Source organism: Streptomyces sp. NPDC004561 (assembly GCF_053602155.1).
Genome location: NZ_JBSGDB010000185.1, coordinates 1 through 16,398, shown reverse-complemented (window position 1 = coordinate 16,398; position 16,398 = coordinate 1). Strand labels below are relative to the sequence as shown.

The 16,398-nt window shown below is 69.0% G+C and carries 17 protein-coding genes and 2 pseudogenes; 14 read left to right on the top strand and 5 right to left on the bottom strand.

Annotated features, from left to right (window positions below; translation table 11 throughout):
* The first annotated feature begins 462 nt into the window (after nt 1–462).
* The 7 genes and pseudogenes from ACWEN3_RS23575 (at nt 463) to ACWEN3_RS23545 (ending at nt 7,154) form a co-directional block, all read left to right on the top strand.
* Nucleotides 463–1,797, top strand: a complete 1,335-nt coding sequence (locus ACWEN3_RS23575; RefSeq protein WP_452974334.1) for a diacylglycerol/lipid kinase family protein — start codon at nt 463–465, stop codon at nt 1,795–1,797.
* 177 nt (nt 1,798–1,974) lie between these two features.
* Nucleotides 1,975–2,838 carry a DUF1254 domain-containing protein gene (locus ACWEN3_RS23570; RefSeq protein WP_452974331.1) on the top strand — a complete coding sequence of 288 codons (864 nt, stop codon included), beginning with the start codon at nt 1,975–1,977 and terminating at the stop codon, nt 2,836–2,838.
* Nucleotides 2,839–2,886: 48 nt separating this feature from the next.
* Complete coding sequence (locus ACWEN3_RS23565; RefSeq protein WP_452974329.1) at nt 2,887–3,465, top strand: DUF1214 domain-containing protein; 579 nt, start codon at nt 2,887–2,889, stop codon at nt 3,463–3,465.
* A 245-nt stretch (nt 3,466–3,710) separates the two neighbouring features.
* Nucleotides 3,711–3,800, top strand: a pseudogene (locus tag ACWEN3_RS23560) (IS5 family transposase); the annotation flags it as partial.
* A gap of 818 nt (nt 3,801–4,618) precedes the next feature.
* Nucleotides 4,619–5,983, top strand: a complete 1,365-nt coding sequence (locus ACWEN3_RS23555) for an MBL fold metallo-hydrolase (RefSeq protein WP_452974326.1) — start codon at nt 4,619–4,621, stop codon at nt 5,981–5,983.
* 38 nt (nt 5,984–6,021) lie between these two features.
* Entirely contained in the window at nt 6,022–6,411 is a 390-nt protein-coding gene (locus ACWEN3_RS23550; protein WP_452974323.1) for a rhodanese-like domain-containing protein, read from the top strand.
* Nucleotides 6,408–7,154: a sulfite exporter TauE/SafE family protein gene (locus ACWEN3_RS23545; RefSeq protein ID WP_452974321.1), complete on the top strand. Its 747-nt coding sequence runs from the start codon at nt 6,408–6,410 to the stop codon at nt 7,152–7,154. The genes ACWEN3_RS23550 and ACWEN3_RS23545 overlap by 4 nt, the downstream gene beginning before the upstream one ends.
* Before the next feature lie 9 nt (nt 7,155–7,163).
* Here the strand turns inward: ACWEN3_RS23545 and ACWEN3_RS23540 are convergent, their stop codons facing one another.
* The gene (locus tag ACWEN3_RS23540) at nt 7,164–7,451 is read right to left on the bottom strand and encodes a metal-sensitive transcriptional regulator (protein ID WP_452974318.1); all 288 of its coding nucleotides are present in this window, start codon (nt 7,449–7,451) and stop codon (nt 7,164–7,166) included.
* Nucleotides 7,452–7,550: 99 nt separating this feature from the next.
* Between ACWEN3_RS23540 and ACWEN3_RS23535 the strand changes: the two genes are divergently transcribed.
* The 4 genes and pseudogenes from ACWEN3_RS23535 to ACWEN3_RS23520 all read left to right on the top strand — a co-directional run bounded on the left by ACWEN3_RS23535 (nt 7,551) and on the right by ACWEN3_RS23520 (nt 10,404).
* Nucleotides 7,551–8,138, top strand: a complete 588-nt coding sequence (locus ACWEN3_RS23535; protein WP_452974315.1) for a rhodanese-like domain-containing protein — start codon at nt 7,551–7,553, stop codon at nt 8,136–8,138.
* A gap of 167 nt (nt 8,139–8,305) precedes the next feature.
* The gene (locus ACWEN3_RS23530) at nt 8,306–9,565 is read left to right on the top strand and encodes an MFS transporter (RefSeq protein WP_452974312.1); all 1,260 of its coding nucleotides are present in this window, start codon (nt 8,306–8,308) and stop codon (nt 9,563–9,565) included.
* A gap of 92 nt (nt 9,566–9,657) precedes the next feature.
* Nucleotides 9,658–10,083 (top strand): annotated as a pseudogene (locus tag ACWEN3_RS23525) (KUP/HAK/KT family potassium transporter); the annotation flags it as partial.
* Nucleotides 10,084–10,116: 33 nt separating this feature from the next.
* Nucleotides 10,117–10,404: a KUP/HAK/KT family potassium transporter gene (locus ACWEN3_RS23520; RefSeq protein WP_452974340.1), complete on the top strand. Its 288-nt coding sequence runs from the start codon at nt 10,117–10,119 to the stop codon at nt 10,402–10,404.
* Between the two features lie 151 nt (nt 10,405–10,555).
* On the opposite strand, the gene ACWEN3_RS23515 is transcribed toward ACWEN3_RS23520, so the two are convergent.
* Nucleotides 10,556–12,199 (bottom strand): sodium:solute symporter family transporter, encoded by a 1,644-nt coding sequence (locus ACWEN3_RS23515; RefSeq protein WP_452974309.1) that lies wholly within the window; start codon nt 12,197–12,199, stop codon nt 10,556–10,558.
* 4 nt (nt 12,200–12,203) lie between these two features.
* Nucleotides 12,204–12,485 (bottom strand): hypothetical protein, encoded by a 282-nt coding sequence (locus ACWEN3_RS23510; RefSeq protein WP_452974306.1) that lies wholly within the window; start codon nt 12,483–12,485, stop codon nt 12,204–12,206.
* A 1,509-nt stretch (nt 12,486–13,994) separates the two neighbouring features.
* Between ACWEN3_RS23510 and ACWEN3_RS23505 the strand changes: the two genes are divergently transcribed.
* Nucleotides 13,995–14,876 carry an alkaline phosphatase family protein gene (locus tag ACWEN3_RS23505; protein ID WP_452974303.1) on the top strand — a complete coding sequence of 294 codons (882 nt, stop codon included), beginning with the start codon at nt 13,995–13,997 and terminating at the stop codon, nt 14,874–14,876.
* Between the two features lie 39 nt (nt 14,877–14,915).
* On the opposite strand, the gene ACWEN3_RS23500 is transcribed toward ACWEN3_RS23505, so the two are convergent.
* Together ACWEN3_RS23500 and ACWEN3_RS23495 are read right to left on the bottom strand one after the other, a co-directional pair.
* Nucleotides 14,916–15,386 carry a transposase gene (locus ACWEN3_RS23500; RefSeq protein ID WP_452974337.1) on the bottom strand — a complete coding sequence of 157 codons (471 nt, stop codon included), beginning with the start codon at nt 15,384–15,386 and terminating at the stop codon, nt 14,916–14,918.
* 7 nt (nt 15,387–15,393) lie between these two features.
* Nucleotides 15,394–15,606, bottom strand: a complete 213-nt coding sequence (locus tag ACWEN3_RS23495) for a transposase (RefSeq protein WP_452974300.1) — start codon at nt 15,604–15,606, stop codon at nt 15,394–15,396.
* On the opposite strand from ACWEN3_RS23495, the gene ACWEN3_RS23490 reads away from it, so the two are divergent.
* The gene (locus tag ACWEN3_RS23490; RefSeq protein WP_452974297.1) at nt 15,568–15,960 is read left to right on the top strand and encodes a YcaO-like family protein; all 393 of its coding nucleotides are present in this window, start codon (nt 15,568–15,570) and stop codon (nt 15,958–15,960) included. The two genes, ACWEN3_RS23495 and ACWEN3_RS23490, sit on opposite strands and share 39 nt — an antisense overlap.
* A 93-nt stretch (nt 15,961–16,053) precedes the next feature.
* A partial coding sequence (locus ACWEN3_RS23485; RefSeq protein WP_452974295.1) for a GntR family transcriptional regulator occupies nt 16,054–16,398 on the top strand: 345 nt, incomplete at its 3' end.

The following is a 16,398-nucleotide window of genomic DNA, read 5'->3' as shown; positions in this document are numbered from 1 at the left end:
GTCGTAGGTGCCCCATTCGGTGAAGTAGCCGACGACCTTGGACCCGGCCGTGAGGATCGCCTGATGGCCGCGCAGCGTCGAGGCCCACACCGTGACCCGGGTGTCCAACCACACGGTCAACCACTGCCGCACCAACACCCCGCCACACGCGGCGGATGCCAGACCACGTAGCTCTTCCAACGCCGCCAACGCCGCAGCCAGGCCCGCACCGCACTGGCCTGCGTCGCCGGGCTGACCGTACTGGTTACGGCGACCGGGATGGTCACGACCGTCACGGCGGCCGCGGTCGGACGCGCCGGCATTCGCCTGTTGGGTGGGATCTCGACGGTTCAACCCCCGCCGCATCCCCCCTTCCTACCCGCAAGAAATGCCAGCTCACCTGCGCGAATAGGATGAGGGGGTGTTCTTGGTCGAGTCGGATTGGGTGAGGTGCCGGAGCCGTCGGCATGCGACGCTGAGACTATGACCTCTGCAGCGATCGCACGGGGTACGTCCGCCCAGCGGTGGCTGGCGCGCCTCAGCTTCGTGCTGGCAGGCCTGGGTATCGTGATCCTGGTGGTCTTCGCCGAGCTGAAGAGCCTGGCCATGTTCGCCGTTGGCCTGGCTGCCGCGGTCGTGACCGTGGCGGCAGCCTACTTCTTCCTCTCCCGGCGCGGCGTCGTGCGGTGGCTGTCGCTTGGCGTCTACGTCCTGGTGCCGATCGCGGTGGTCGTCATTTTCGCGGTCAACGGCGTCCTGTGGGTGGCTATCGTGTCGGCGGGAGTCTGGCTCCTCGCGGACGTGACCGCGCGCCAGGCGCTGAAGGGGGACCAGCCGGACTGGCGCATGCCCGAGTATCCGGCGCAGTCACCGGCCCGGCATCCGTACCTGATCATGAACCCGAAGTCGGGCGGCGGGAAGGTCGAGAAGTTCGACCTCAAGCGCAAGGCCGAAGCCCTTGGCGCCGAGGTGTTCGTCTTGGACGGGTCGACTGACGTGGCCGCGGTAGCCCGGCAGGCGGTGGCCGACGGCGCTGACCTGCTGGGGGTGGCCGGTGGTGACGGCACCCAGGCACTGGTAGCGGGCATCGCTGCCGAGCACGGTCTTCCGTTCGTGGTGATCAGCGCGGGCACCCGCAATCACTTCGCCCTGGACCTGGGGCTGAACCGGGAGGACCCGGCCTCCTGCCTTGGCGCCCTGGCCGACGGTGTGGAGTTGCGGGTCGACCTGGGGTTGATCAACGGGCAGCCGTTCGTCAACAACGCCTCCTTCGGCGCCTACGCCCAGGTCGTGGAGAGCCCGGCCTACCGTGGCGACAAGATTGGCACGACGCTGAACCTGCTCCCGGACCTGCTGCAAGGACACCACGGAGCGCGGCTGACAGCGCAGGTGGATGGCACACAGATCGAGGCGCCGCAGGCGCTGCTGGTGTCCAACAATCCGTACCGAACAGATGACATCGCTGGCCTTGGCCGCCGTGCACGGCTGGATGGCGGCGTGCTCGGCGTGATCGGCGTCAGGGTGGGCACCGCCGGTCAGGCCATCGATCTGCTCCGCGGCAGCAGCGCCGACGGGGTCACGGAGCTGACCACGCAACAGATCGAGATCACCGCCGATGCGGCGCAGATTCCGGTCGGCGTCGACGGCGAGGCGGTGACAATGTCGACGCCGGTGACCTCCTCGACCTGGCCGGGCGCGCTGCGCGTTCGGGTGCCACGCGCCCGCCCGGGCATCCCCGAGCCGCAACCTCCGGCGAACTGGGCCAGGCTGCGGCGCTTGGCCGGCGGTCGCCGCGAGGCCGCTGAGGCCATGAGGTGAAAACCGTTTTCCAGCATGCGACCAGCCTTGCCGACACGGCCGGCCTGACCCGAGAACTGTCGGCCCGGACCGTGATCTTCGAGCTCGGCACCAGGGATCAGCTCAAGCCGCAAGTACCCCCCATCGAGGGCTCGGATCAGCTGTCCTCCTGGTTCGCAGTCATACCTGAGGTGTCCGATGACGTCCGCACCCGACCGCTACCAGGACCTGGCCTCGTTGCCGTTCGCCGGCGGCTACCCGACCGACGAGACGGCGCGGACGTTGGAGGACGAGCTGTTCTTCCAGCCCGCCGTGCAGGTCTACCTGTGGGCGCTGCCGACCGTGAACGCGTGCGCGATGCGCGACGGCCTCGGTGCGGCCTTCGGTCGCGGCTACCAGGTGATGGCCGTGTTCGAACAGCGACTGAAGCCTCGGACACTGATCACCACCCCGAACTGCGACGTCATCTACGGCATGGCCTTCGCGGACCTGAGCCTGACCGGCCCGCTCGTCATCGAGGCCCCGCCCGGCGTCCAGGGACTGGTGGACGACTTCTGGCACCGCCCACTCACCGGTCCCCTCATCGACGGACGACAGTTCCTCGGCGACATCGGCCTGCCCGGCCCAGACCAGGGCAAAGGCGGCCGGTACCTCATCGTCCCCGACGACGCCGAGCCGGAGCACGAGGGCGAGTGGGACGACTTCTTCGTCTACCGCAGCCGCACCGACAACATCTACTTCCTGCTGCGCGGCTTCTTCACCTCCGTCGACGACCTGTCACCGGGCGTCGCGGCAATCGAAGGCATCCAGTTGCACCCGCTGCACGGCGACGCGGAGCCGATGCGCTTCGCCCATGCCTCCGACACCCCGGCCGATGCGCTCTACCCCCGTGACGGCGCGTTCTTCGACGCGCTCGACGCCTTCGTCCAAGCCGACCGGGTCGACCAGACCGACCCCTACATGCACGGCGTCCTGACGTCGCTGGGCATCCGCAAGGGCCGGCCCTTCGCGCCGACGCCGCGTCAGCGAGAACTGCTGGACCTGGCCGCGCAGACGGGCTGAAAGGCGGCCAAGACCCTGGCCGCCCGCTTCGACCGCGAGCAGGACGCCTTGTGGTGGGCAGACCGTCAGTGGGTCGCCCACGTCAAGACCGCCCAGGACGACTTCTGGCACACCCTGTTGGACGAGGAGTATCGCGACCGCGCCACCGGCCACACCGACGTGAACGCCAAAGCGCACATGTTCGTCAACCACTACTCCATGAGCACCGGCATGATCAGCTCCGTCGTCGGCTTCGGCGCCAAGTTCGCGGACGCCTACCGCGACCAGGACGGCGACCTGCTCACTGGCGAGCACACCTACCGCATCGACCTGCCCGCCGACCCGCCGGCCCGGCTCTTCTGGTCCCTCACCCTCTACGACGCCGAGACCGCCGCCCAAGTCGACGCCCAGGGCCAGACCTACTCCTCCCTCAACGGCATGGACGACATCGCCCTCAACCCCGACGAGTCGATCACCCTCCACATCGGCCCCGAACGCCCGGCAGGCGCCGAGAACTGGATCCGCACTGTCCCCGGCCTCGGCTGGTTCGCCGTCATCCGCTGGTACGGACCCGAACAGGCCTTCTTCGACCGCCGGTACAAGCCCGGCGACTTCATCAAAACCGCCAGCAACCACAGCAACGCCTGACCGCCAGCCCGGAGCCGAGTCATTCTGAAACGAGCAGTTAAAGAGCGTCTTGTTCCGGCGTGGTTGTTCGGGGGGCGAGCGGGTCTGCGGCCACTGAGGCGAGAGTGGCCAATGCGGGCTGTGCGACAGGAGACTCCGTACCTCTGCCCGTTTGAGTCGAGTCGCTCCTGTCTGATCCCAAAGCGCCCCCAGTTGCCGCTGTTTACGCCCTGGGGGTGCGCCGTGCCCGACGGTACTGCCGAAACATGATGCGACACCGCCCGTACCCCAGCGACCTCACCGATGCCCGCTGGGAGTTGATCGGTCCCACCCTCACCGTCTGGCGGGCCGCGCGCAGAGGCAAGGACGCCGTGACCATGCGAAGGAGATCGAGATTGTCGTGCTTCGGCACCAGGTCGCGGTTCTACGCCGTCAGGTCGATCGGCCTGACCTGAGCGACGGAGACCGGGTCCTGTTGGCCCCGCTTTCGCGGTTACTGCCTCGGTCATCGTGGAAGAGCTTCTTCGTGACGCCGACGACGTTGCTGCGCCGACATCGCCGTCTGATCACCCTCAAGTGGACCTATCCGCGCAGGCGTCCCGGCCGTCCCTCTACCCGGGCCGATATCCGTGATGCAGTGGTGCGGTTGGCTCGTGAGAACCCGACGTCGGGCTATCAGCGGATCAGCGGTGAACTCTCCGGAGCCGGCGTCCGGGTACCGCCCAGCACCGTGCGTCGCCCAGCAGGCCCGGAACCTGGTCATGGATCTGGCGACAGAGTCGAACAGGCGCGGTTCCTCATCCGAGACCGCGACGAGATCGGCGACCGCCCCAACCGCTACCGGCGGCTCCGGCCGACCTGAATCACATCCGGCTCACCCGGCGCCAAGCCATTGACGGCCTGATCAACGAGTACCGAAGCACTGCATAGCCATACGCAAGAAACCGCAGGTCAAACCCTAAATCCGGGTCTTCGCATCCCGCAGGCAGCGCCGTCCGGTCCGATCCCCACAGGTGCCAGCACCTGTGGAAGTGATGCTCCATGAGCCGGGTCAAGCGCCGGCTGAGACCTGCTTCACAGGGCTTTCCATGCCCTTCGGAATACCCCCTGGGGTATCAATGTTATCGTCGCCATATACCCCCGGGGGTAAATCTTCACTGGAAGGGAGCATCGCGTGTTCTTCGTCGACACCCTTGAGATCGCCGGCCTCGGCAACCGCAGCTATCTGGCCGGCGGCGAACGGACGGCAGTGGTGATCGATCCGCCACGTGACATCGAGCAGGTGATCGCGGCTGCGGCGCGGCGCGGGGTGCGGATCTCCCACGTGGTCGAGACGCACCTCCACAACGACTACGTCACCGGCGGCGTTGAGCTGGCGCGGGTCACGGGCGCCGCCTATCTCGTTCCCGCCGCGGCAAGCGTCGCCTATGAACGCGTATCCGTGCACGACGGTGACCGCTGGGACCTCGAGGCCACCGCCGGACTGGCTCTGCGGGCGCTCGCCACCCCCGGCCATACCCCGCACCACACCTCCTACGTCCTGGAGGAGAACGGCACGGCGGTCGCCGTGTTCACCGGCGGCTCCCTGCTGATCGGCACCGTCGGCCGGCCCGACCTGGTCGAACCGCGGCTCACCGAACACCTCGCCCGCGCCCAGCACGCCTCCGCGCACCGGCTGGCCGCCGAGCTGCCCGACGAGACTCCGGTACTGCCCACCCACGGCTTCGGCAGCTTCTGCTCCTCCTCCCAGGCGGCGGGCACCTCCACCACGATCGGCAAGGAGAAGGCGGCCAACGAGGCGCTCACCCGGGACGTGGACACCTTCGTCACAAACCTGCTGGCCGGGCTGGACGACATCCCCGCCTACTACACGCACATGAGCCCGGCCAACGCCGACGGACCCGCTCCGGTCGACCTCACCCCGCCCGCCGTCGCCGACGCCGAGGAGATCGCCGCCCGGCTGGCCGCCGGCGAGTGGGTGGTCGACCTGCGCAACCGCGTCGCCTTCGCCGAGGGCCACCTGGCGGGTTCCTTCAATTTCGAGGCCGAGGGGCAGCTCGCCACCTACCTGGCCTGGCTGATCCCCCGGGGCAAGCCGGTGACCCTGCTCGCCGAGTCGCCCGGCCAGCTCGCCGCCGCCCAGCGCGAACTGGTCCGCGTCGGCATCGACCGCCCGGCCGCCGCGGCCGCCGGAGAGCCGGCCGACTGGGTACGGGACGGCGAGGCCCTCGCCTCCTTCCCCAGGGCCACCTTCGCCGACCTCGCGGCACGCTCCGGCGACGGCGTCGTCGTCCTGGACGTCCGCCGGGCCTCCGAACGGGCGGCCGGCTTCATCGAAGGCTCCGTCCACATCCCCGTCCACGCCCTGCACAGCCGTCTCGACGATGTCCCGGCCGGCCAGGTCTGGGTGCACTGCGCGGGCGGTATGCGCGCCGCCATCGCCGCATCCCTGCTGGATGCGGCCGGCCGGGAGGTGGTGGCCGTGGACGACTCCTTCGACTCGGCCGAGACGGCCGGGCTCACCGTCAGCACCCCCTGACCAGGCCCGAGAACCGAAGACGAACAGGAGCGAGAACCATGTCGAGCCTCTTTCGACGCAGTGGAAGCGGCCCGGGACGGGTGACGGTGCAGGACGCCGCGATCCGCACCGGTCATGCCACCGGACGTGGAGGTGACGCCCTGCTGCTCGACGTACGCGAACCCTACGAGTGGCAGGCCGGGCACGCGCCCGGCGCCGTACACCTGCCCCTGACGGCGCTCGCCGCCGGTGCCGGACTGCCCGCCGAAGCACAGAGCCGGCAGCCCGTCGTCGTGATCTGCCGTTCGGGCAACCGCTCGCAGCAGGCGGCCGAACTGCTGCACGCCAGAGGCGCGGAGGCCGTCGACGTGATCGGCGGCATGCAGGACTGGGCCGTTGCCGGACTGCCGGTGGTGGACGCGCACGGCAGGGACGGGACCGTCGCATGAGCGCGGTGATACTCGCGCTGATCGCCGGGGCCGTCATCGGTCTGGCCCTCGGCGCGCTCGGGGGCGGCGGCAGTGTGCTGGCCGTGCCCGCCCTGATCTACCTGCTGGGTTTCACCCCGGTCGCGGCGACCACCGCGAGCCTGGTCATCGTCACCGTCACCTCCGCCACGGCGCTGTCCGCGCACGCCCGCGACGGCCAGGTCCGCTGGCGTACGGGGCTGCTGTTCGCGGCGGCCGGGATCGGCCCGGCGATGCTGGGCGGGGCGCTCGCCGGTCGCCTGCCGGCTTCAGCGCTGGCCGTGTCCTTCGCCGTGGTCGCGGCGGTCGCCGCGATACGCATGTTGCGGCACCGCCCGGTGCCGGGAACCGCCGCACCGGTACGGCCCGTCCGGGCCGCGGCCGCAGGCGCCGGGCTCGGCGCGGTCACCGGCGTCCTCGGTGTCGGCGGCGGCTTCCTCGCCGTCCCGGCGCTCGTCAACGTCCTCGGCATGCGGATGCGGGCGGCGGTGGGCACCAGCCTGCTGGTCATCACCATCAACTCACTCGCCGCGCTGGCCATGCGCGCCGGAACGGCGACCGGCCTCGACTGGACCGTCATCGGACCGTTCGCCGGGGCGGCGATCCTGGGCGCCTGGGACGGCAAACGCCTGTCGGCCAAGCTGCCCGGCGACACCCTTCAGCGCGTCTTCGCCCTCGTCCTGCTCGCAGTGGCCGGCTTCATGCTGGTGGACGCGGTGGCGTAATGGCCGCCCTCACGCCAGCGACAGGAAGAGCTTCTCCATCCGCGCGCGCATCGCCTCCGCGTCCTCACCGTTCTTCCTGCCCGACTCGATGTCCGCCACGCACTGCTGCAGCCCGGTTGCGATGATCGCGAAACCCGCCCGGTCCAGCGCCCGCGAGGCCGCGGCCAGCTGCGTGACGACGTCCTCGCAGTCCCGGCCCTCCTCGATCATCCGAATCACCCCGGAGATCTGCCCCTGCGCCCGGCGCAGCCGGTTCAGCACGGCCTTCAGGGACGTGCCCTCTAGCTCCAGTTCCACGACCACTCCTCTGCATATACCCCTAGGGGTACTCTACGTCCCGGTTCGGGACGGCGACGACCAGACGACCATCAAGAGACGACAAGGATCACCGCTGTCATGACCAGCCCCCTCTCCCCCATCACGCTCGGCACCGACCAGGCCCGAGAGCGACTCCACGAACTCACCGTCATCGACGTCCGCACCCCCGGCGAATACGCCTCCGGTCATCTGCCGGGCGCCCTCAACATCCCCCTGGACCACATCCGTCGCGCACTGCCGGAAATCCGGCACGCGGCCGGGCGCGGAGACGTCCTCGTGGTGTGCGCCTCCGGCGCCCGCTCAGAGAACGCCTGCAAGCTCCTGGCCGAACAGGGCATCCCGACCGCCACCCTCTCGGGCGGCACCACAGGGTGGGCCGCGCAGGGGAATGACCTGCACCAGCCCGCCGCGTGCGACACCCGGGCCCGCTGGAGCATGGAACGGCAGGTCCGCTTCACCGCCGGAGCGGTGGTGCTCCTAGGGCTGCTTCTCGGCCTGCTCGTGCACCCGGCCTTCCAACTGCTCTCCACCGGCATCGCGGGCGGCCTCGTCTTCTCCGCCCTCACCGACACCTGCGGCATGGCGACCATGCTCGGCAAGTTGCCGCACAACCGGCCCCGCGCAGCCGACCTCGACGCCACGCTCGCCGCTCTGCGCGGCCGCTGAGCCGCCGCAACCAGTCCCGTCCGGAAACCGGAGGATCCGATGGGTTTTACCGACCGCCACCCATCGCCGCTCGTCGGCATCGGGCTGAGCAGCAGGGCCTTCGCTGCCGGCCTCATCGGCGGCCCTGGCGACCGTGGGGCCACCGGCAACCGTCTCGCGGAGGACTCGTGACCATCGCAGCCGAGGCAAGCGGCATACGGCTCGGGATGCGCGCCAACCTCGCCCAGTTCACCCTGCTCGTCGCCGTCAACGCCCTGGTCGGCGGCATGCTCGGCCAGGAACGCATTGTCCTGCCGCTGCTGGCCCGTGACGTCTTCCACCTGACCGCCTACACCGCCGCGCTGACTTACATCGTGGCCTTCGGCGCCACCAAGGCGATCACGAACTTCTTCGCGGGCACCCTCTCCGACCGCTACGGCCGCAAACCCGTGCTGGTCGCCGGCTGGCTGGTGTCGCTGCCGGTGCCGGCGCTGCTGATCTTCGGGCCGGCCTGGGGCTGGATCGTCCTGGCCAACGTCCTGCTCGGCGTCAACCAGGGCCTGACCTGGTCAACCACCGTCATCATGAAGATCGACCTGGTCGGACCGGAACGGCGCGGCCTGGCCATGGGCTTCAACGAAGCCTCCGGCTACGTCGCGCTGGCCGCCACCGCCATGGCCACCGGCGCCATCGCCGCCCACTGGGGGCTGCGGCCCGGCCCCTTCCTCCTCGGCGCCGCCTACGCCGCCCTCGCCCTGGGCCTGTCGACCTCGGCGGTCCGCGAGACCCGGGGCCACGCCCGCGTCGAGGCCGCCCGCCACCCTGCACCCGAGAACCCCGACCACCACGGCGAGCTGACCACCGGCCAGATCGCCCGGATCACCAGCTTCCATGACAAGGCCCTGTCCGCCGCCAGCCAGGCCGGCATGGTCAACAACCTCAACGACGCCCTCGCCTGGGGCATCTTCCCTCTCCTCTTCGCCGCCCACGGCCTGTCCGTCGCCGCAATCGGTGTGCTTGCCGCCCTCTACCCGGCGGTGTGGGGGCTCGGGCAGCTGTTCACCGGCTGGTGGTCCGACCGGATCGGCCGCAAACACCTGATCACCGCCGGCATGCTGATTCAGGCCGCGGCCATCGCCCTGGTGGCGACCGGCACCAGCTTCCCCGTCTGGGCCACCGCCCAGGCCCTCCTCGGCGTCGGCACCGCCCTGGTCTACCCCACCCTGCTCGCTGCCATCGGCGACGTCGCCCACCCCGCCTGGCGCGCCCGTTCCGTCGGCGTCTATCGCCTCTGGCGCGACGGCGGCTTCGCCGTCGGCGCCCTGCTGGCCGGAGCCCTCGCCGACGCCTACGGGCTGACCACCGCCATCTGGGCCGTCGCCGCCCTCACCGCCGCCTCCGGCCTGATCGTGGCGCTGCGCATGTATGAAACCCACCCTCGGACCTGAGTGCAGGCCACGGTCCGACAGCACGCATCCGGTGAACCGGCGAAAGCTCCGGCAGTCCTGGCTTCGCCCATGAGAAGGAGGTCACTTCCCAGGTCGCCCAGCTCGGTTACCTGCCGGGGCTGCGGATCGCGCACACCTCCGAATCGACCATCGGCCAGATCTGCGTCCCCTGGATCAACTCGCTGCTGATGGTCTCGGTCCTCACCCTGGTCTTCGCCTTCCGCAGCTCCGCGGCGCTGGCCTTCGCGTTCGGCATGGCGGTGACCGGGACCATCACCACCCTGCTGTTCTTCTACGTCGCCCGGGCGAAATGGGGCACTCCCAGGTGGATGGTCACCATCGGCGCCGCCGTACTGCTCTTTGTGGACCTGCTGTTCGTGGCAGCCAACGTGACGAAGCTCTTCCACGGCGCGTGGCTGCCGCTGCTGATCGGCCTGACCGTGTTCACCGTCATGACGACCTGGCAACGCGGCCGCGAGCTCGTCACCGCCGTACGCGCACAACTCGAGGGCCCGCTCCCCGAGTTCATCGACAACCTCCGCTCAGAGAAGGTGTCGACGCTCCGGATCCCGGGCACGGCCGTGTTCCTCAACCGCGGCAGGCAGACCGCGCCCCTGGCCATGCGGGCCAACGTCGAGCACCACCACGTACGCCACGACCAGGTCGTGATCCTCTCGCTTGAGACCGAGCCCGTACCCTGCGTCCGGGCCGACCAGCGGATCGTCGTCGACGACCTCGGCTACCCCGACGACGGGATCATCCACGTCACCGCCCGGTTCGGCTACATGGAGACACCGGACGTGCCCAGCGCCCTGGCCGTCTGCTCGAGGTTCGCGTAGTCGGGCACGGCGTTCGGACCGGTCAGCCCTGACGCAAGCGGCTGTTCAGCGCTGCCTCCTACATCACGGCCGACACCGCCGAGTACTTCGGCCATTCCCGCGACCGCACGGTCATCATGGGCTCACACATCGAGGTACAGGCGCGCGCCAACTACTGTTTCGGACCAACGGCCGTGGAGCCGACATCCCTTCCCGTCAGGATTCTGTATTCGACGTGCCGGAAATCGGGTTGAGCATCTCCTGGCGAGGTGATGCTGCCGAGCCATCCGAGGGAGAAAGCCGCCGGCACGGAGACCAGGCCTGGGGACTGGAACGGATACCAGTTGAAATTCACGTCCGGGAACAGTGCATACGGAGCCCCGGAGATGCTGGGTGACAACAACTCGAGCATCATGCAGAGCAGCAGTCCCCCGTAGACGGACCACAGAAGTCCTCGGCGATTGAAGCTACGCCAGAAGAAGGAGTAGATCAGCGCGGGAAAGATGCACGACGCGGCAACGTTGATCACGAAGAGGACCAGGAAGTCAATGGGATAGTGGTAGATCGCAGCAGACAGCGCCAGGGCCAGGACACACAGGACGACAATGGCCGGACGCACTGCCCGCGCTTGTTTGGTGTCGGTGTGCAGTGGCCTGCCGCGCGTCAGCGCGCCGTGCACGACGGAGACGGCGGCGGAGAAGGTCACACTGGTCACGGTCGTGAGCGCGGCGAGGAAGGCGGCACACGCCACGACGGTGATGAGCGCGATGCGCGCTGCGGAGCCGTCGGGAAGGAGGTCCGCGGCCACCAGGATCGGGGACGACTGCCCAGTGGCGTCGACCGCGCCGATGCCCGTGCTGCCCACCACGGCCGCCGCCGCGAAACCCGTCCCGATCAGCAGGAAGACGAACACACCGCTCAGTCCCGCGGCGATACTCAAGGAGCGTCGCGCCGAGCGCCCGGTGCGGGACGCGCCGACGCGCAGGATCATCTGAGGCACCACGGCCACACCGGTGATTTGGACGATGTGGATGCCGAACCGTTCGACCCCCCCGAACCTCGTCGTGTACGCCCAGAGCCCGGGGCGGAAGTATCGGTCCGGCGCCACGCTCCTGTCCGCCGCCGCCGAGAGGAGATTTCCGGGATTCCACCCGAATTTCCCGAGGGCCAGCAGCGTGATCACCGCGAGCGTCACCAGGGTGACGGGTACCTTGACGACCTGGATGACACTGGTGCCGTGCAGATCGGCCACCGCGGCGAAGCACGCGACGAGGCAGCCCAGCATCAGCATGCACACCACCTGGGCCTCTGCGCTCGACAGGCCCATCAGAAGAGCCACGCTGATGCCGGCGGCGCGCAGTTGGATCAGGAGCAGGGGAACTGCGATGACCAGCGTCACCACGGTTCCGGCGATGTGGGGCGCCGCCCCTGGTGCACGCAGGGAGAAGAGGCCACCGAGCGTGTAACAGCCGCTGTTGCGTATCTTTTGCGCAAGAAGCAGCATGACTCCCACGGCCAGCAGGCCGTCGACGGCGAAGGCGAACCCGTCGTAGCCCAACAGGGCGATGAGTCCGGGGATCGTCAGCAGGGTGGTGACCGAGATCTGCTCGCCCGCCATGGCGATCCCGTTGAAGACGGGGGACAGGGATCGGTCGGTGACGTAGAGCCTTTCCGGGTCGTCCGCCTGCCCTGCGGAGAGCATGAAGAGCCACAGCATGGACGCTCCGATGAAAACCAGGAAGGCGATGATCACGGCGCCTCTGGCGTCGGAACCGATCGGGTTGAGTACGCCCGAGCTCACGATGTGCAGGTGCACCGTTTCACCGCCAGGACTGGTTGACGGGAGAAGCGCCCGACATCCCGGCCTGAGGCATGCCGGAAGCCAGGGACTGCTCGATGGGATCGCACAGACGCTCGGACCGGGTCTCGTGCCGCCACGCGGTGGCGACGAAGAGGCCGCATTGCAGGATGCTCCATGCCACGCCCAGGGTGAGACGTCCGTACAGGTGCACTGCGGGCATGTGCGTGAAGTTGAACAGCCCGATGGTGACGGCGAGGGGAACGGCGTTGACGACAAGGAATGCGCGCTGGGCACGGTGCATGGCTTCGCGGAGGTCTTCACTGCGTTGCAGCTGCAGGTCGTCGCGCGAGAGGTGCTGCGTCGGTGGGCGATCGGGTGGAGTCGGGGTGAGGCGAGGTGCACGGAAACCTCCGGCCGGTGAGGGTGGCTTACTGCGCCGCGTGCGTTGGTTCGGCACAGGGATCGAGGATCTGGGCGGCGGCGCCATGGGCGATGTGTGTGGTCGACGTGTGTGTGCTGCGCCGAGGTACGGCATGCGGCAGGCTGTCGTAGGGGAGCCGCTCGCGTCTGCCGATATCCGAGGCATCGTGTGCTACTTCGGGTGTCAGGCGAGCAAATCGGATAAAGGGTTGGCACAGGCCGCCAAGCCCGAACAGGCCGTCGCAACAGGGCGCGCCATCCGTATTCACCTCGACATCGATCTCACTGTCGCCGCAACCCTGTCAGGCCAACGGACCCTGGGGCTGGGTCCGATGACACAAAGTCAGGCTCCCAAGATGTGCTGGTGTCACAGAGGGTCGCGGTCCGTTCACGACACGGAGTAGTTGTCAAGAGCAGCGGATCGAGTGACCCGAGAGCAGGCAGCGGCGGCCTCCGGACGCTCGACAGGAGCGGAAGTTTCCCGTCTTGTCGGACAATCGATCGCTGTGCCGTGAGGGAGTGTTGGTGGCGTTGCCTGGTCCCGGCTGCGGTGAGGTAGCCGAAGGCCTTGTGTCTGCGCAGACGGTGGCGGTTACAGAAGGGCCAGTCCTCGAGTTCCTCACCCGGTCCGCCGTCCTGGGCACGCTGGGCTGCCTGGTCGGCACCTCCCCCGGCGTCCTCGCGGTCGTGGGCGTCGCGACGGCACGGGACTGGACCCCGGTCGTCCTGCCAGGCGCAGTGTTCGCCGCCCCCAATGATCGGACTGCCGGCCGGGATCCACCCGGCCTGGCGTACCGCCCGTGTCCAACCCGCCGAAGCCCTCCGCCGACAGCCACGTCAAGGAAGCCGATGCGTATCAGCCACCAGCAGCCGCCCTGACCACTGTCGCCGCACTCATACTCGGTCCGGCCGCCTGCGACGCACACGGCCGGCAGCAGCCCGATGGTGGTACGTCGTGCCGCTTCATCCTCCGGCGGCAAACCCGCCGCCTCGCGTTCGCCCGCGTACTGGGCCAGCCGGTTCGAAATACGCTGGGCAACGCTCGTGCACCTCACGGTCGAACGCCTGCCCGGCAACCGCGAGCCGAAGCCACTGTGGCCATGACACTCGGTCCCCGACGCCAACGCGCACGCCGTCGACCGCCTGGGGCGGATCTTCCACAGAAGATTCGACATCGTTCCGGCGCGGTTTCCCAGCATCCCCTGGCCCGTGAGTGCTTATGCGGGGGTCATTTTCCGTCTGTCGACGACTGTTTGACGGACCTTCATGTCACAGAACCTGAAGACCTCGAGAGCACCCCCTACTCTCCTACTGCCCGAAAGCAAAGACGACCGCCTGAGCAGTAGACAACCCCCCGCGCTGTCCCAACCGCTCCCACAGGAGGTCCACCGTGTCCTTGCTGTCCCGCCTCAAGCGCTCGCGCCGAGCGCTGCCCCTCGCCGCCCTCCCCGCCGCCCTGATCGGGGTGTGGGCCGCCGCTCCGGCTGCACAGGCCGCCGCTCTCCCCGCCCCCGACCACGTGATCGTGGTCGTGCTGGAGAACCACTCCTACGAGCAGGTCATCGGCAGCACGAGCGCCCCGTACCTCAACAACACCCTGGTGGCTGGCGGCGGCAACCTCACCCAGTCGTACGCCATCACCCACCCCAGCCAGCCGAACTACCTGGACCTGTTCTCCGGCAACAACCAGGGCGTCACCAACGACAACTGCTACACCCCGCAGTTCAGCAGCGCCGCGAACCTCGGCTCCGAGCTCATCGCCGCCGGCAAGACGTGGGGCAGCTACAACGAGGGCCTGCCCTCCCAAGGCTCCACGGTGTGCACCAACTCCGCCACCAAATACGCCCGGAAGCACAACCCGTGGTTCGCCTTCAGTAACGTCCCGCTGAACACGGCGCACACCTTCACGCAGTTCCCGACGGACTACACAACCCTGCCCAAGGTCTCGTTCGTCATCCCGAACCTGTGCAACGACATGCACGACTGCTCCATCAGCACAGGTGACACCTGGCTGCAGAACAACCTCGGCGCCTACGCCACCTGGGCCAAGACGCACAACAGCGTCCTGGCCGTCACCTTCGACGAGGACGACAGCTCGCACAGCAACCACATCGCCACCGTGTTCTACGGTGCGCACGTCGCTCCGGGCAGCACCACCGCGACCCACTACAACCACTACAACACCCTGCGCACCCTCGAGGACCTGGCCGGGCTGACCACCCATGCCGGAGCCGCGGGCAACGCCTCCGACATCACCGGCATCTGGGACTGATCCTGGGTTCCGGCTCCACCGTCTTCACACACAGCTGGCTCACAGCGGTGAACCAGCGTCAGGACCGCTGCCTCGCAAGAGCCGGCGGTTCTGGCGTACCGGGTGCGGCACTTGTACGTCGTCCCCTCGGCGTTCCCAGCGGACGCGGAGGCGGCGGAACCCGTGGAGCCAGGCGAAGGTCCGCTCGATCACCCAACGGTAGGTGCCCAGGCCGGTGCCGTGCCGGGTTCCGCGGCGGGCAATGGCCGGGACGATCCCGCGTGCGCGGACCTGGTCGCGGTAGATGTCGTGGTCGTAGCCGCGGTCGGCGAACAGTGAGTCTGGCCTGTGTCGGGGGCGTCCCGGCCGGCCGCGGACCGGTGGGACGGCGTCGAGCAGCGGCAGCAGTTGAGTGACGTCGTTTGCGGTTGCCGCCGGTGAGGAGAACCGCGAGCGGGGTGCCGTGCCCGTCGGTAGGTGATGCTTGGAGCCGGCCCGGCCCCTGTCGACCGGCGACGGTTCCGTGCGGATCCCCCTTTTAGCGCCTGACGTGCGAGGAGTCGCCCACAGAGCGGGAGCAGTCCAGCTTGGCCGCCGCGTTCAGCACGGCGAGCAGCAACTCGTGCAGCCGTTGCCGGACTTCGGCCTCGTTCCAGTCCCGCATCCGCCGCCAGCACGTCATGCCCGAGCCGAAGCGAAGCTCCCTCGGCAGGTGCTCCCACTGGATGTCCGTGTACAAGCGTTCAACCATTGCCGGGACACCTCCCGGCTCGTCGACTTCGATGCACCCGCCCCCGATCTGGACCAGTTGCGTACCCGGGTCGCGGCGGCAGGCTTGCGAGCCGAGGTCCGCTACACCGCGAGCGAGTTCGGACTACCCTATGTACAGGGCTTCATCATGGAGCCCACCGACGACGACCCGATCGCGATCTCGGTTGGATCCGGACTGCACCCGATCAAGGAGATCGCCGCGGTCAGAGCGCTTGCTGAGGCGGCTCAGTCCCGCCTGTCCTACACGCCTGGCCGGCCCGTGAGGCCGTGGGGGGGCTCACGCCTGGCACTCCGCCTCAACAGCTCCATGTCTCGCTCGTCCGGCCGCCCCTGAACTGGGAGGGAAGCGGCGGGTGACCGCGTCGTGCGGCGACTAGGGTGACTCCTCGGACACCGCGCAGGCGGTGCGGGGGCGGGGGGGAACGGCGTGGGATCCACCGAACTGCTCATCACTCTGGACCGGGCGAGCGGTGCGACGTTGCAGCAGCAGGTGTGCGATCAGGTCACCGCGCTCGTGCGCGCGGGCAAACTGCGCCCCGGCGACGCGCTGCCCGCCTCGCGTGAGCTGGCCCAGCAGCTGGGCGTCTCGCGGACGGTGATCATCCGGGCCTACGAGCTGCTGCGGGCGCAGGGAATCCTGACCGCGCGGCGTGGCTCGGGCACCCGGGTCGCGGAGCTCCCCGCCACTGGTTCGGCAGGCGCGTCCAGCGGCGGGGCGGCCGGGACCAGGGCCGTGCCGGTGATGAACCTGCCGTCCTCGGAGCCGAGCATC

What these genes read in the sequence shown, in the direction of transcription:
- ACWEN3_RS23510 (WP_452974306.1), bottom strand. Translation starts at nt 12,485, where the DNA reads ATGCACCGTGCCCAGCGCGCATTCCTTGTCGTCAACGCCGTTCCCCTC.
- ACWEN3_RS23570 (WP_452974331.1), top strand. Translation starts at nt 1,975, where the DNA reads ATGACGTCCGCACCCGACCGCTACCAGGACCTGGCCTCGTTGCCGTTC.
- ACWEN3_RS23575 (WP_452974334.1), top strand. Translation starts at nt 463, where the DNA reads ATGACCTCTGCAGCGATCGCACGGGGTACGTCCGCCCAGCGGTGGCTG.
- ACWEN3_RS23535 (WP_452974315.1), top strand. Translation starts at nt 7,551, where the DNA reads ATGACCAGCCCCCTCTCCCCCATCACGCTCGGCACCGACCAGGCCCGA.
- ACWEN3_RS23545 (WP_452974321.1), top strand. Translation starts at nt 6,408, where the DNA reads ATGAGCGCGGTGATACTCGCGCTGATCGCCGGGGCCGTCATCGGTCTG.
- ACWEN3_RS23550 (WP_452974323.1), top strand. Translation starts at nt 6,022, where the DNA reads ATGTCGAGCCTCTTTCGACGCAGTGGAAGCGGCCCGGGACGGGTGACG.
- ACWEN3_RS23495 (WP_452974300.1), bottom strand. Translation starts at nt 15,606, where the DNA reads ATGGTTGAACGCTTGTACACGGACATCCAGTGGGAGCACCTGCCGAGG.